Genomic DNA, 11854 nt, shown 5'->3' on the forward strand with positions numbered 1-11854 from the left:
CGCTTTTGAATGCGCGCGCGTCGTCCCATAACAAGCGGCTCCATTGCGCATCCGGCAATGCTCTGAGATCGAGGAGCGAGAATTCATGGCCGATCTTATCGTCGTCTACTGGCGCGACATCCCTGCCCAGGTCATCGTCAAGAAGGGCCGGCAGAATGCCAAGCGCGAGCTGCCGCTGCGCTTCACCGAAGCCATCGACATGTGTGCCATGCGCACCGGCGCCGGCGGCACCGACGACTATCTGGCCGAATGGCGCAAGGCCGATCCGGTTCCTGTCGGCGACGATCTCGACGCCGAGGTCGAAAAGGCTTTCCAGGACCTCGATACGAAATATGACCGTGAAAGATTGGTCGCTCTGGTCAAGGCGGGCGGCAAAGAAAATGTCTGAGACCACCCCTGTCAAAAACGATGGGCCGACGGTTACCCAGGCCACCCTGGTGAAGAAGGCGGCGCCGAAATCCGACTACAAGCCGGCCGACGTGTCGCCGCAGCGGCGCGTGCAGCGCTCCTTCGCGGTGAGACTATGGTCGATCCGGCATTCGCGCCTGCTCGAATGGTTCTATTCCCGTTTCGCCGACATGTTTCTGCTCCTCCACCCTCTGTGGAAAGGCATCGGCTACGGTCGCGTCGAGGCCCCGATCAAATTCGTCGAGAAACGCGTTAAGGGTTTCATGTTCGACTGCCGCATGTGCGGCCAGTGTATCCTGTCTTCGACCGGCATGTCATGCCCGATGAATTGCCCCAAGCAGTTGCGCAACGGCCCCTGCGGCGGCGTGCGCGCCAACGGCAATTGCGAGGTCGAGCCCGATATGCCCTGCGTCTGGGTCAAGGCCTGGGAAGGCTCGCAGAACATGGTCAACTCCGACAAGATTCTGGCCGTGCAGAAGCCGGTCGACCAGTCGTTGCGCGAGACCTCCGCCTGGCTGCGGGTCACCGCGCAGGCGGCCGCCGCCCGTGAAACCGCGGCGGCGCCAAAGACCGGAGCCGCCACATGAGTGCCCGTCAGCGCGACGAGAACCCGGCCGGCATTCACCTGCCGCTCGACCCCCTTCCCGGCCATTCGTCCAGGGGCCGGCTCGAGCGCGTGCTGCGGCGCGGTGAGTTCGCCGTGACGACCGAGCTCAATCCCCCTGACAGCGCCGATCCCGAGGACGTCTACAACAGGGCCAAGATCTTCGACGGCTGGGTCGACGCCATCAACGCCGTCGATGCCTCCGGCGCCAACTGCCACATGTCCTCGGTCGGCATCTGCGCGCTTTTGACCCGCATGGGCTATGCCCCGATCATGCAGATCGCCTGCCGCGACAAGAACCGTATCGCCATCCAGGGCGACGTGCTGGGCGGCGCTGCCATGGGTGTCGCCAACATGCTGTGCCTGACCGGCGACGGCGTGCAGGCTGGCGACCAGCCCGGCGCCAAGCCGGTGTTCGACCTCGATTCCATGTCGCTGCTCGAAACCATCCGCATCATGCGCGACAACGGCAAGTTCCTGTCCGGCCGCAAGCTGACGACGCCGCCGCAGGTCTTCCTCGGCGCTGCCGTCAACCCGTTCGCGCCGCCCTTCGACTTCCGCCCGATCCATCTCGGCAAGAAGATCGCCGCCGGCGCGCAGTTCGTACAGACGCAGTATTGCTTCGACGTGCCGATGTTCAGGACCTTCATGCAGAAGGCACGCGATCTCGGCCACACCGAAAAAGTGTTCGTCCTGTGCGGCGTCGGTCCCCTTGCCTCGGCCAAGACCGCCAAGTGGATTCGCTCCAACGTGCCGGGCATCCACATCCCGGATGCCGTCATTAAGCGGCTGGAAGGCGCGCAGGACCAGAAGAAGGAAGGCAAGCAGCTCTGCATCGACATCATCAACGAGGTGAAGGAAATCCCTGGGATCTCGGGCGTCCATGTGATGGCCTACCGCCAGGAGGAATATGTCGCCGAGATCGTCGATGAATCGGGCGTGCTCAAGAGCCGCCAGCCCTGGAAGCGCGAGATCCGTCGCGACGACCAGATGGTTGCCGACCGGCTCGACCACATCCTGCACGACGAGATTACCGAAACCCAGGTGGATATGGTCAAGACCGCGCATTGATCCGCGCGGAGGACCACCATTCGCTTGATCAAGAAGAGATAACGATATAAAGAACTCTTTATATCACGACGGAGAGATTTCATGACCCGGACCATCGTCGCCTCGGCGACACGAGAAATCATCATCGGCTTCGACCAGCCCTTCTGCGTGATTGGCGAGCGCATCAACCCGACCGGCCGCAAGAAGCTCGCCGCCGAGATGGTGGTTGGCAATTTCGAGACCGTCATCAAGGACGCGCTGGAACAGGCCGCCTGTGGCGCCACCATGCTCGACGTCAATGCCGGCGTCACCTCGGTCAACCCGAACGAAACCGAACCCGGCCTTTTGGTGCAGACGCTGGAGATCGTGCAGGGGCTGGTCGACCTGCCGCTGTCGATCGATAGTTCGGTCACCGCCGCGATCGAGGCGGCGCTTAAGGTCGCCAAGGGCCGCCCGCTGGTCAACTCCGTCACCGGCGAGGAAGAAAAACTCGAAGCCATCCTGCCACTGATCAAGAAATATAACGTCCCGGTCGTCGCCATCTCCAATGACGAGACCGGCATTTCGATGGATCCGGACGTGCGCTTCGCCGTCGCCAAGAAGATCGTCCAGCGCTGCGCCGATTTCGGCATTCCCGCGCACGACGTCGTCGTCGACCCGCTGGTCATGCCGATCGGCGCGCTGGGTGACGCCGGCCGCCAGGTATTCGCGCTGCTGCGCCGCCTGCGCGAAGAGCTCAAGGTCAACACCACCTGCGGCCTGTCCAACATCTCCTTCGGCCTGCCGCACCGCCATGGCATCAACGCCGCCTTCATCCCGATGGTGATCGGCGCCGGCATGACGAGCGCCATCATGAACCCGGTGCGTCCGCAGGAAATGGAAGCCGTGCGCGGCGCCAATGTGCTCAACGGCACCGACGAGAACTGCACCAACTGGATCAGGACCTACAAGGACTACAAGCCGGCAGAAGGCGGCCATGCGGTCGCGGCGCCGACGCAGGTCAATGCCCCAGGCGACGGCGCTGCCAACGGTGGCCGCCGCCGCGGCGGCCGTGAAGCCCGCATGGGTCGGGGGTAAGCGCGCAATCGTGAACCGGACTGCAAACCACGCTGGACCGATCGCATCATCGATGCGGTCGGACGCGTCTGCGCTGCGGTCAGGCGACCCCCAATATGGCGTCGAACAACGCCATTCCCGCCCACGATCCGAATATGCCGGTCACGCCGCCTATGACGAAGTCATCGTCATAGGCGGGCCACGGCCCGTGCAGCAGCAGCACCGCGACGATCGCGCCGAGAATTCCGGTGGCCAGATATTGCGGATTGCGCAGCCACGGCCCCTTCAGCACCCGCACCATGGTAAAGGCGGTAAATATGCTGGACAGCAGGAGATCGGACATGATTGGCCTCTGGACCATCAGACATTCCGCCCAATAATGAAACGATCCGTTAAACGGTATCGACAATCCCTTCCGAGACACGTGTACGCATGAACTCGCCTGCCAACATTACCGATCCACTCGTGCTGTTCATGCCGTCGGGCAAGCGCGGGCGGTTTCCTGTCGGCACGCCGGTGCTCGATGCCGCGCGCCAACTCGGCGTCTATGTCGAGAGCGTATGCGGCGGCCGCGCCACGTGCGGGCGCTGCCAGATCGAGGTGCAGGAAGGCAATTTCGCCAAGCACAAGATCGTCTCCTCCAACGACCACATCTCGCCCAAGGGGCCGAAGGAAGAGCGCTATGAGCGCGTGCGCGGCCTGCCTGAGCGGCGCCGCCTCTCTTGCTCGGCGCAGATCCTCGGCGACCTTGTCATCGACGTGCCGCAGGACACGGTCATCAACGCGCAGACCATCCGCAAGGATGCCGACACCAGGGTGATCGCCCGTGATACGGCGATCCGCATGTGCTATGTCGAGATCGAAGAGCCCGACATGCACAAGCCGCTCGGCGACCTCGACCGGCTGAAGATCGCGCTGATGAAGGATTGGGGCTTCAAAAACCTCGAATTCGACTTCTACCTGCTGCCGCAGGTGCAAGGCATATTGCGCAAGGGCAACTGGACCGCGACCGCCGCCATCCACAAGGATGCCGACAGCGATATCGCGCGCGTCATCGCCTTGTGGCCTGGCCTCAAGAACGAGGCCTATGGGCTGGCCTGCGACATCGGCTCGACCACCATCGCCATGCATCTGGTGTCGCTGCTGTCGGGCCGCGTCGCCGCTTCGTCCGGCATCTCGAACCCGCAGATCCGCTTCGGCGAGGATCTGATGAGCCGCGTCTCCTATGTGATGATGAACCCGGACGGCCGCGAAGGCATGACGGTGGCAGTGCGCGAGGCGATCTCCAGCCTTGTCGACAAGGTCTGCGCGGAGGGCAATGTCCAGCGCAACGACATTCTGGATTCCGTCTTCGTCGGCAATCCGATCATGCACCATCTGTTCCTCGGCATCGATCCGACCGAACTCGGCGGCGCCCCCTTCGCGCTCGCCGTCTCGGGCGCGGTGCGCATCAAGGCCTCCGACATCGGCCTCAAGCTCAACCAGGGCGCGCGCCTCTATATGCTGCCCTGCATCGCCGGCCATGTCGGCGCCGATGCGGCGGCGGTGACGCTGTCGGAAGGCCCGCATCGCCAGGACGAGATGATGCTGATCGTCGACGTCGGCACCAATGCCGAGATCGTGCTCGGCAACCGTGCGCGGGTCGTGGCGGCCTCCTCTCCGACCGGTCCGGCTTTCGAGGGCGCCGAAATCTCCGGCGGCCAGCGTGCCGCGCCCGGCGCCATCGAGCGCGTGCGCATCGATCCCGACACGCTGGAGCCCAAATACCGCGTCATCGGCTCGGAACTGTGGTCCGACGAACCGGGCTTCCTGGAAAGCGTGCAGGCGACCGGCGTCACCGGCATCTGCGGCTCCGGCATCATCGAGGTGGTGGCGGAAATGTATCTTGCCGGCATCATTTCCGAGGACGGCGTCGTCGACGGATCGCTGAGTGCGCGCTCGCCGCGCGTCACCGCCAATGGCCGCACCTTCTCCTATGTGCTGAAGGAAGGCGAACCGAAGATCACCATCACCCAGACCGACGTACGCGCCATCCAGCTCGCCAAGGCAGCACTCTATGCCGGCACCAAGCTGTTGATGGAAAAGCAGAATACCGACCATGTCGACCGCATCCACTTCGCCGGCGCCTTCGGCTCCTTCATCGACCCGAAATACGCCATGGTGCTGGGCTTGATCCCCGATTGCGAGCTCGACAAGGTTTCCGCCGTCGGTAACGCCGCCGGTGCCGGCGCACGCATGGCGCTCTTGAACCGCGGCTATCGCCGCGAGATCGAGGAGACGGTGAGCCAGATCGAGAAGATCGAGACCGCGCTGGAACCGAAATTCCAGGAGCATTTCGTCTACGCCATGGCGCTGCCCAACAAGGTCGGCCCGTTCCCGAAACTGTCGGCGGCCGTGAAACTGCCGCCGCGCAAGACGGTGAGCGAGGACGGCATCGCCGGCGACGCAACGCCGCGCCGGCGCTCGCGCGAAGGCCACGCGGCAAGGCGCGGCCGCGAATAGACGCGACCTTCACAGGCCGTCTCCAACCTTAAACTCATTTGCATGCAAATGTTTCCGGATCGACCGATCCGGAAACCGAAACGCTGCTTTCGCGAAATCCATCCGATACATGGCAGGCGCATTTACCCCGCATCGAACGGCGGCCGAAGATAATCCTCGGTCGTCGCCGTTCTTCAAGGGAGATGAAAATGTCGATGTTCGAAAATCTCGGCCGCTTCGGTGTGACCATCAGGCAGAACCACGCCAGGAACAAGGCGATCCGCGCGCTGAACAGCCTGCCGGCGCATGTGCAGAAGGACATTGGCTGGCCGGCATCGCCGCCCAGCGATCCGCAGGCCGCGCTCACGTCGCTGCTTCTGGGCACGGCGCGCTGATGACCTTTGCCGACAAATGCAAATTGCTCGGCAGGCGCCGGGGATCTCGGAAATCCCCGGTCGCCACCAGCAACCGGCTGCACGCGGCTCTTTTGCCGCGCCGCTGACGTCGGCCGCGCCGATCACACCGCCGTGTGGACAGAGCGCAAAACTTGACATTTCGGGCGATCGTACGATCTTCGGAGATAGTGGAGGTTTCTCTTAGTCGGCTGCAGCCGAAGTTCGTGTATCCGCATGCCAAGTTTCAAAAGCCACTTCGTGTCCTTCGTGCTCAGGTACAGCCGCAAGAAGGCGTTTGCCAGCCCCGAAAACCTGAAGCGCTGGATCGCGGCCGCACGCAAGACCGAGGATCACCATCCGCCGGCCTCGCTGCATCAGCGTTTCGACATCCAGACACGCACCGTCTGTGGCTTTCCGGTCTACGAAATCGCCCCAAGAGCTGGCGAGCAGAAGCGGATTCTCTACCTGCATGGCGGCGCCTATGTCTTTGAAATCACGCCCTATCACTGGCACCTGATTGCCGACATGGCCGACCGGCTCGGCCATGGCATCACGGTGCCGATCTATCCCATCGCCCCGGAGCACGATTTCCACGCCATGTTCGGCATGGTCGGCGACGTCTATCGCCAGATGCTCGACGAGACCGAGCCGGAAGACATCGTCTTCATGGGCGACTCCGCCGGTGGCAACATGGCGGTGGTGCTGACCATGATGGCCGCGGAAGAAGGCTTGTCCCTGCCCTCGCGCCACGTGCTTATCTCGCCCGGCCTCGACATGTCGCTTTCCAACCCCGATCTGTTCGAGGCCGAGCGCAACGATCCCTGGCTCGGCATCCCGGGCGGTCTCGAAGCGATCCGGATGTACAGCGCCGGCATCGATCGCAGCGACTGGCACATCAGCCCGATTTACGGCGACCTGTCGGTGCTGCCGAAAACGCTGCTTTTGACTGGCTCGCGCGATCTCTTGACGCCCGACAATCTGATCTTCGCGCAAAAGGCGCGGGAGGCCGGTGTCGAGGTTGATGTCGTCCACGAGGAAGGCATGTTCCACGCCTGGCCGTTGATCGACATGCCGGAATCGCGACGCGCGCGACAGCACATCGTCAATTTCCTCTGCGAGAGCCGCTCACCGGTCAGGCAAGATAGGGAAACGAGGTTTGAAGCGCCCTCCGCCGAGGCGGCGGAGTAGCGCTTTCGATCCGGCGGCAGATCAGAACTTGCCGGTTTCCCGGAACACTTCAAAGGTCGCGCGGATGTGGTCGGCGACGGCTTTGACCGGCGCGCTGGCGTCCGGCGCCACCACCATGGCAAGATTGTAGGTGCCGATATCGGGCATGCCGTCCTTCGGGCAGAGCTCGACCATGTCGTTGCCGAGGAATGACCGCGGCAGCGGCGCGACCGCGAGGTCGGCCATGATCGCGGCACGCTGGCCTGCCGTATGCGCGCTCATATAGGCGACGCGGTAGTTGCGGCCCTCGCGCCCCAGCGCTTCGAGCGCGCCGGCACGCCAGGCGCAGCCCTCTTCCCACAGCGAAACCGGCAAGGGCTCGCGCAGATGCGCGCAGCCGCCCTTGGCGCCGGCCCAGACGATCGGCTCGGTCAAAAGCACTTCGGCGCCGAGCGCGCTGGTCTTGTAGGAGTTGGTCAGAAGCGTGATGTCGAGCGCGCGGTCGTCCATGCGCCGGCGCAGATTGCTGCTCTGGTCGATGGTGACGTCGACGGCGATCGAGGGATGCGACTGCGCGAAACGCTTCAGCACATGCGGCAGCACGCGCTCGCCGTAATCATCCGGCGAGCCGAGCCGCACCACCCCGACAATCTCGGGAATGATGAACTTTGACACCACCTCGCGGTTGATCGACAGCAGCCGGCGGGCATAGCCGAGCAGCATCTCGCCATCCGTGGTCAGCGATACGGAACGCGCGTCGCGCGCGAACACCGAACGGCCGAGAATGTCCTCCAGCTTTTTGATCTGCATGGACACCGCGGACGGTGTGCGGAAGACGGCATTGGCGGCGGTGGTGAAGCTGCCGGTCTCGGCAATCGCCACGAAAGTGCGCAAAACGTCGAGATCGAGGAGCGGCAGCGGATGATTGAGCGGGGCGTTCATGGGAAGCGACCTTCAATTTTTCTGATACAAAGCATCATTCCATTTCGTTTGATTGAACACCGGATCAGGAGGATAGTCAACTCCATCGATTGAGGTTGCTGCCACAAGCAGCCGTGAAACGACCATGTCACAGGCCTGCAATCGACATGAAATGGGGTTGAAACACGCCGCGTGTAAGCCCCCCATATCAAAGGCCGGAATGTCTCCGGCCCGGCACCTAAGGAGAATGAAATGTCTATCCTCTCGTCCCTCGGTCGCATCGCGACTGAATTCAGCGCGGCACGCGCCCGTTACCAGACCGAACGCGCTATCCGCTCCCTGCCGATCGAACTGCAGAAGGATATCGGCTGGCCAGAAGCCGCCGACACCAAGACCGGCATTCGCAACGGCGTCGGATCCTGGGCTGGAGCAAAGTAGATCGTGTGTACCCTGTGCTGAAGGCCTGCCGCGAAGCCCGCCGGCAGGCCTTTTCTATTTTATTTGCGTTCAAATGATTTTCCTGAGCCATGCCGCCGTTGCATGGCGCATATGAACAAGCCGCATAGCAGCCTGTTTTCGAACTAACTTCCTGTAAACAATCGCAAATCCTAGGCACCTTGCCCAAATTTGTCGCAATCCGTGTCGCATTTCATATCAAGCGCTTCGTTTTTGCGATTTAGTTTTACACAACACAAGCCTATATCACCGCCAGCAAACGAGCTGCCCCACTCCATCAAGCGAAGGCGACCCGTCTGAGCAACCGATAGGAGATGATGATGAAGCTTTTTGCCCGCCTCTTTACCCGCCGCGAAATGAACCTGACCACCGCTCTCGAGCGTCAGCGCCTTGCCAACACCATGCCCGGCCAGACCGGTGCGATGGCTGCGGCTCGCCTCGGCTTCGTCGCCTGACCATTTTCCAGGCAGCGTCTCCCTGCCGCTGCTTCACGACTGTAACGCCGCCTGGCTCCAGCCACGGCGGCGTTTTTGTTTTGCCTTTGTACATTTTGCCTGTCGCGTGAACAGTTGATGCAGCTCCCGTGGGCATTGCCGCACACCGATTGCCCATTTGCGACCCATGTCGCAAATTTTGTCTCACTGAGGCAGCGTAGCCGATTGACAGCCAAGGTTTTTCCTGATGTCGCTATGCTATTCGCGACATCCTGTTCGCGCCATGGCCAGATGAGGTTCCCGTGAACGCCATCAAGCATCCGATCAAGCGATCGTTTGTCTTTTTCCTTGTCCCCGATTTCACCATGATCGCTTTTGCGACCGCACTCGACCCGCTGCGCTCCGCCAACCGCATGCTCGGCTACGAGGCCTATCGCTGGCGCCTCGCCAGCATCGACGGCAAGCCGGTGCGCGCCTCGAACGGCGTCGAATGCGCGGTCAACACCTCGCTGGAGGAAGAGCGCAAGAAGATGGCGGGCCCCGACCGGCCCAACATGGCCATCGTCTGCAGCGGCATCGATGTCGAGCGCTACCAGAACAAGTCGGCCTTCGCCTGGCTGCGCGAGGAGTATAATCGTGGCGTCGCCGTTGGCGGCCTGTGCACCGGCGCACACATCCTTGCAGCCGCCGGCCTCCTGTCCAACAAGCGCTGCGCCATCCATTGGGAAAACCTGCCGGGCTTTTCCGAGGCGTTCCCGAAGGCCAATGTCTTTGCCGACCTCTTCGAAGTCGACCAGAACATCTATACCTGCGCCGGCGGCACCGCCGCGCTCGACATGATGCTGAAGCTGATCGGCGACGATTTCGACGAGAGCCTCGTCAACCGGGTCTGCGAACAGGTGCTGACCGATCGCGTGCGCAGCCCGACCGACCGTCAGCGCCTACCGCTGCGCGCCCGTCTCGGCGTGCAGAACTCGAAGGTGCTGACCATTATCGAGCTGATGGAAGGCAATCTCTCGGAGCCGCTGTCGCTGATCGAGATCGCCGACCATGTCGACCTGTCGCGTCGCCAGATCGAGCGCCTGTTCCGCACCGAGATGGGTCGTTCCCCTGCCCGCTACTATCTGGAGATCCGCCTCGACCGCGCCCGGCATCTGCTGATCCAGTCCTCGATGCCGGTGGTCGAGGTGGCGGTCGCCTGCGGCTTCGTCTCGGCCTCGCATTTCTCGAAGTGCTACCGCGAGCTCTACGCCCGTTCGCCGCAGCAGGAGCGTGTCGACCGCAAGCAGTTGCTGGCGGCCTGATCGCCGGATCAGGCCTCGGCCGGCTGCGTCTGTGCCGTGCGCATCGCCTCGACCCGGATGTCCTCGGTCAGCCGCGCTTTCAGCGCCGAGAATTCAGGGCTGGTCTTCAGCGTGTAGTGGCGCGGATGCGGCAGGTCGATGGCGACATCCGACTTGATGCTGCCGGGCCTCGCCGTCATCACGATGACGCGCGAGGCCATGAAGATCGCCTCCTCGATATCGTGGGTGACGAACAGCACCGTCTTCTTGCGTCGCTCCCAGATGCCGAGAAGCAGCTCCTGCATCAGCCCGCGCGTCTGGTTGTCGAGCGCACCGAACGGCTCGTCCAGCAACAGGATCTCGGGATCGTTGGCGAGCGCACGGGCGATCGCCGTGCGCTGCTGCATGCCGCCGGAAAGCTGCTTCGGCCAATGATTTTCAAAACCCCTCAGCCCGACCAGATCGACATACGAGGCGACGATGTCGTCCCGCTCCCTTGGCGCCATGCCGCGTTCGCGTAGGCCAAAGGCGATGTTCTCAGTCACCGTCAGCCACGGGAACAGCGTGTAGGACTGGAAGACCATGCCGCGATCGGGTCCCGGCCGCGTCACGGCCTTGTCGTCGAGCAGCACGCGGCCCTCACTCGGCGCTTCCAGGCCGGCGACAATTCTAAGCAGCGTCGACTTTCCGCAGCCGGACGGCCCCAGAATGGTGATGAAGTCGTTGGCGGCGACCGCCAAATCGATCGGCATCAGCGCCTTGACCGGCAGTCCGCCACGCACGCCGGCAAAGGTGCGCGAGACGCCCTCGATGAGAAGCTTGTTCACGCCAGGCTCCATGGAAAGAGCCAGCGGTTGAACCCCTTGAAGGCGAAATCGGACAACAGCCCAATCAGCCCGATGACGATGATGCCGAAAATGATCTGTCCGGTCGCCAGCCGCGACTGGCTGTTGATGATCATGTAGCCGATGCCGGAGGACGAGCCGATCAGCTCGGCGACGATGACATAAGTCCAGGCCCAGCCGAGCACCAGCCGCAGCGTTTCGGCGATTTCGGGCGCGTTGGCCGGCATGATCACCCGTTTGACGATGCCGTTGTTGGTCGAGCCCAGCGTATAGGCGGCCTCGACCAGATCGCGTCGCGTCGAGCCGACCTTGACGGCGATGATCAGGATGATCTGGAACACCGAGCCGACAAAGATGACCAGCAGCTTTTCCATTTCGCCAATGCCGGCCCATAGGATCAGCAGCGGAATGAAGGCAGAGGCCGGCAGATAGCGGGCGAAGGAGACGAAGGGTTCCAGGAACGCTTCCACCGGCTTCCAGGCGCCCATGGCGATGCCGATCGGCACGGCGACGACCGAGGCCAGCACGAACCCGCCGAAGACGCGCCAGATGGTGATCACTATGTCGAGCCAGAAGCGGTCCTCGATCAGCAGCCGCCAGCCATCCCTGAGCATTGACAGCGGATCGGCGAGGAAGATGCGGTTGACGTGGCCGCCAAGCGTGATCCAGGCCCAGAAGGCAATAAACAGCACGAAAAAGGAAATGCCGAGCACGGTTCGCAGGCCCGGCGACACTGGATGCAAGGGGCGCATCT

The 11854-nt window shown here is 62.8% G+C and carries 14 protein-coding genes; 10 read left to right on the plus strand and 4 right to left on the minus strand.

Translation table 11 applies throughout. The annotated features are described in order from the left end of the window. Positions 1-85 precede the first annotated feature (85 nt). The 4 genes from FJ546_RS10685 (at position 86) to FJ546_RS10700 (ending at position 3139) form a co-directional block, all read left to right on the plus strand. Positions 86-388: a virulence factor gene (locus FJ546_RS10685; protein ID WP_140889307.1), complete on the plus strand. Its 303-nt coding sequence runs from the start codon at positions 86-88 to the stop codon at positions 386-388. After that, a complete protein-coding gene (locus FJ546_RS10690; protein WP_095772948.1) occupies positions 381-995 on the plus strand; it encodes a methylenetetrahydrofolate reductase C-terminal domain-containing protein in 615 nt (204 codons plus the stop codon). The genes FJ546_RS10685 and FJ546_RS10690 overlap by 8 nt, the downstream gene beginning before the upstream one ends. Then, positions 992-2083 (plus strand): methylenetetrahydrofolate reductase, encoded by a 1092-nt coding sequence (locus tag FJ546_RS10695; RefSeq protein ID WP_140889308.1) that lies wholly within the window; start codon positions 992-994, stop codon positions 2081-2083. Before FJ546_RS10690 ends, FJ546_RS10695 begins: the two co-directional genes overlap by 4 nt. Positions 2084-2164: 81 nt before the next feature. Next, entirely contained in the window at positions 2165-3139 is a 975-nt protein-coding gene (locus FJ546_RS10700) for a methyltetrahydrofolate cobalamin methyltransferase (protein WP_140889309.1), read from the plus strand. Between the two features lie 79 nt (positions 3140-3218). On the opposite strand, the gene FJ546_RS10705 is transcribed toward FJ546_RS10700, so the two are convergent. After that, complete coding sequence (locus FJ546_RS10705) at positions 3219-3461, minus strand: hypothetical protein (protein WP_246686807.1); 243 nt, start codon at positions 3459-3461, stop codon at positions 3219-3221. 89 nt (positions 3462-3550) lie between these two features. Here FJ546_RS10705 and FJ546_RS10710 point away from each other — a divergent pair, with 89 nt between their 5' ends. The 3 genes from FJ546_RS10710 (at position 3551) to FJ546_RS10720 (ending at position 7182) form a co-directional block, all read left to right on the plus strand. Further along, positions 3551-5620, plus strand: coding sequence for an ASKHA domain-containing protein (locus FJ546_RS10710; protein ID WP_140889311.1), 2070 nt, complete (start codon positions 3551-3553; stop codon positions 5618-5620). Between the two features lie 188 nt (positions 5621-5808). Continuing rightward, entirely contained in the window at positions 5809-5994 is a 186-nt protein-coding gene (locus FJ546_RS31185) for a hypothetical protein (protein WP_027046953.1), read from the plus strand. A gap of 234 nt (positions 5995-6228) precedes the next feature. Then, positions 6229-7182: an alpha/beta hydrolase gene (locus FJ546_RS10720; RefSeq protein WP_140889313.1), complete on the plus strand. Its 954-nt coding sequence runs from the start codon at positions 6229-6231 to the stop codon at positions 7180-7182. Positions 7183-7203: 21 nt separating this feature from the next. Here FJ546_RS10720 and FJ546_RS10725 read toward each other — a convergent pair whose 3' ends face one another. Continuing rightward, positions 7204-8103: a LysR substrate-binding domain-containing protein gene (locus FJ546_RS10725; protein WP_010910020.1), complete on the minus strand. Its 900-nt coding sequence runs from the start codon at positions 8101-8103 to the stop codon at positions 7204-7206. A gap of 231 nt (positions 8104-8334) precedes the next feature. Here FJ546_RS10725 and FJ546_RS10730 point away from each other — a divergent pair, with 231 nt between their 5' ends. The 3 genes from FJ546_RS10730 to FJ546_RS10745 all read left to right on the plus strand — a co-directional run bounded on the left by FJ546_RS10730 (position 8335) and on the right by FJ546_RS10745 (position 10276). Beyond that, positions 8335-8520, plus strand: a complete 186-nt coding sequence (locus FJ546_RS10730) for a hypothetical protein (protein WP_140889314.1) — start codon at positions 8335-8337, stop codon at positions 8518-8520. 338 nt (positions 8521-8858) lie between these two features. Beyond that, positions 8859-8993, plus strand: coding sequence for a hypothetical protein (locus tag FJ546_RS31895; protein ID WP_080512035.1), 135 nt, complete (start codon positions 8859-8861; stop codon positions 8991-8993). A gap of 281 nt (positions 8994-9274) precedes the next feature. Further along, positions 9275-10276 (plus strand): GlxA family transcriptional regulator, encoded by a 1002-nt coding sequence (locus FJ546_RS10745; RefSeq protein ID WP_019858712.1) that lies wholly within the window; start codon positions 9275-9277, stop codon positions 10274-10276. Positions 10277-10284: 8 nt separating this feature from the next. On the opposite strand, the gene FJ546_RS10750 is transcribed toward FJ546_RS10745, so the two are convergent. Further along, on the minus strand, positions 10285-11082 hold the full coding sequence (locus tag FJ546_RS10750; RefSeq protein ID WP_140889315.1) for an ABC transporter ATP-binding protein: 798 nt from the start codon (positions 11080-11082) through the stop codon (positions 10285-10287). Further along, on the minus strand, positions 11079-11852 hold the full coding sequence (locus FJ546_RS10755) for an ABC transporter permease (protein WP_140889316.1): 774 nt from the start codon (positions 11850-11852) through the stop codon (positions 11079-11081). The genes FJ546_RS10750 and FJ546_RS10755 overlap by 4 nt, the downstream gene beginning before the upstream one ends. Positions 11853-11854: the final 2 nt, after the last annotated feature.

This window comes from Mesorhizobium sp. B2-4-19 (genome assembly GCF_006441315.1).
In the GTDB taxonomy this organism is placed as follows: domain Bacteria; phylum Pseudomonadota; class Alphaproteobacteria; order Rhizobiales; family Rhizobiaceae; genus Mesorhizobium.

Coding starts and splice junctions, on each gene's coding strand:
- FJ546_RS10755 (WP_140889316.1), bottom strand. CDS start 11,852: ATGCGCCCCTTGCATCCAGTGTCGCCGGGCCTGCGAACCGTGCTCGGC.
- FJ546_RS10710 (WP_140889311.1), top strand. CDS start 3,551: ATGAACTCGCCTGCCAACATTACCGATCCACTCGTGCTGTTCATGCCG.
- FJ546_RS10720 (WP_140889313.1), top strand. CDS start 6,229: ATGCCAAGTTTCAAAAGCCACTTCGTGTCCTTCGTGCTCAGGTACAGC.
- FJ546_RS10700 (WP_140889309.1), top strand. CDS start 2,165: ATGACCCGGACCATCGTCGCCTCGGCGACACGAGAAATCATCATCGGC.
- FJ546_RS31185 (WP_027046953.1), top strand. CDS start 5,809: ATGTCGATGTTCGAAAATCTCGGCCGCTTCGGTGTGACCATCAGGCAG.
- FJ546_RS10690 (WP_095772948.1), top strand. CDS start 381: ATGTCTGAGACCACCCCTGTCAAAAACGATGGGCCGACGGTTACCCAG.
- FJ546_RS31895 (WP_080512035.1), top strand. CDS start 8,859: ATGAAGCTTTTTGCCCGCCTCTTTACCCGCCGCGAAATGAACCTGACC.
- FJ546_RS10705 (WP_246686807.1), bottom strand. CDS start 3,461: ATGTCCGATCTCCTGCTGTCCAGCATATTTACCGCCTTTACCATGGTG.
- FJ546_RS10730 (WP_140889314.1), top strand. CDS start 8,335: ATGTCTATCCTCTCGTCCCTCGGTCGCATCGCGACTGAATTCAGCGCG.
- FJ546_RS10685 (WP_140889307.1), top strand. CDS start 86: ATGGCCGATCTTATCGTCGTCTACTGGCGCGACATCCCTGCCCAGGTC.
- FJ546_RS10695 (WP_140889308.1), top strand. CDS start 992: ATGAGTGCCCGTCAGCGCGACGAGAACCCGGCCGGCATTCACCTGCCG.
- FJ546_RS10725 (WP_010910020.1), bottom strand. CDS start 8,103: ATGAACGCCCCGCTCAATCATCCGCTGCCGCTCCTCGATCTCGACGTT.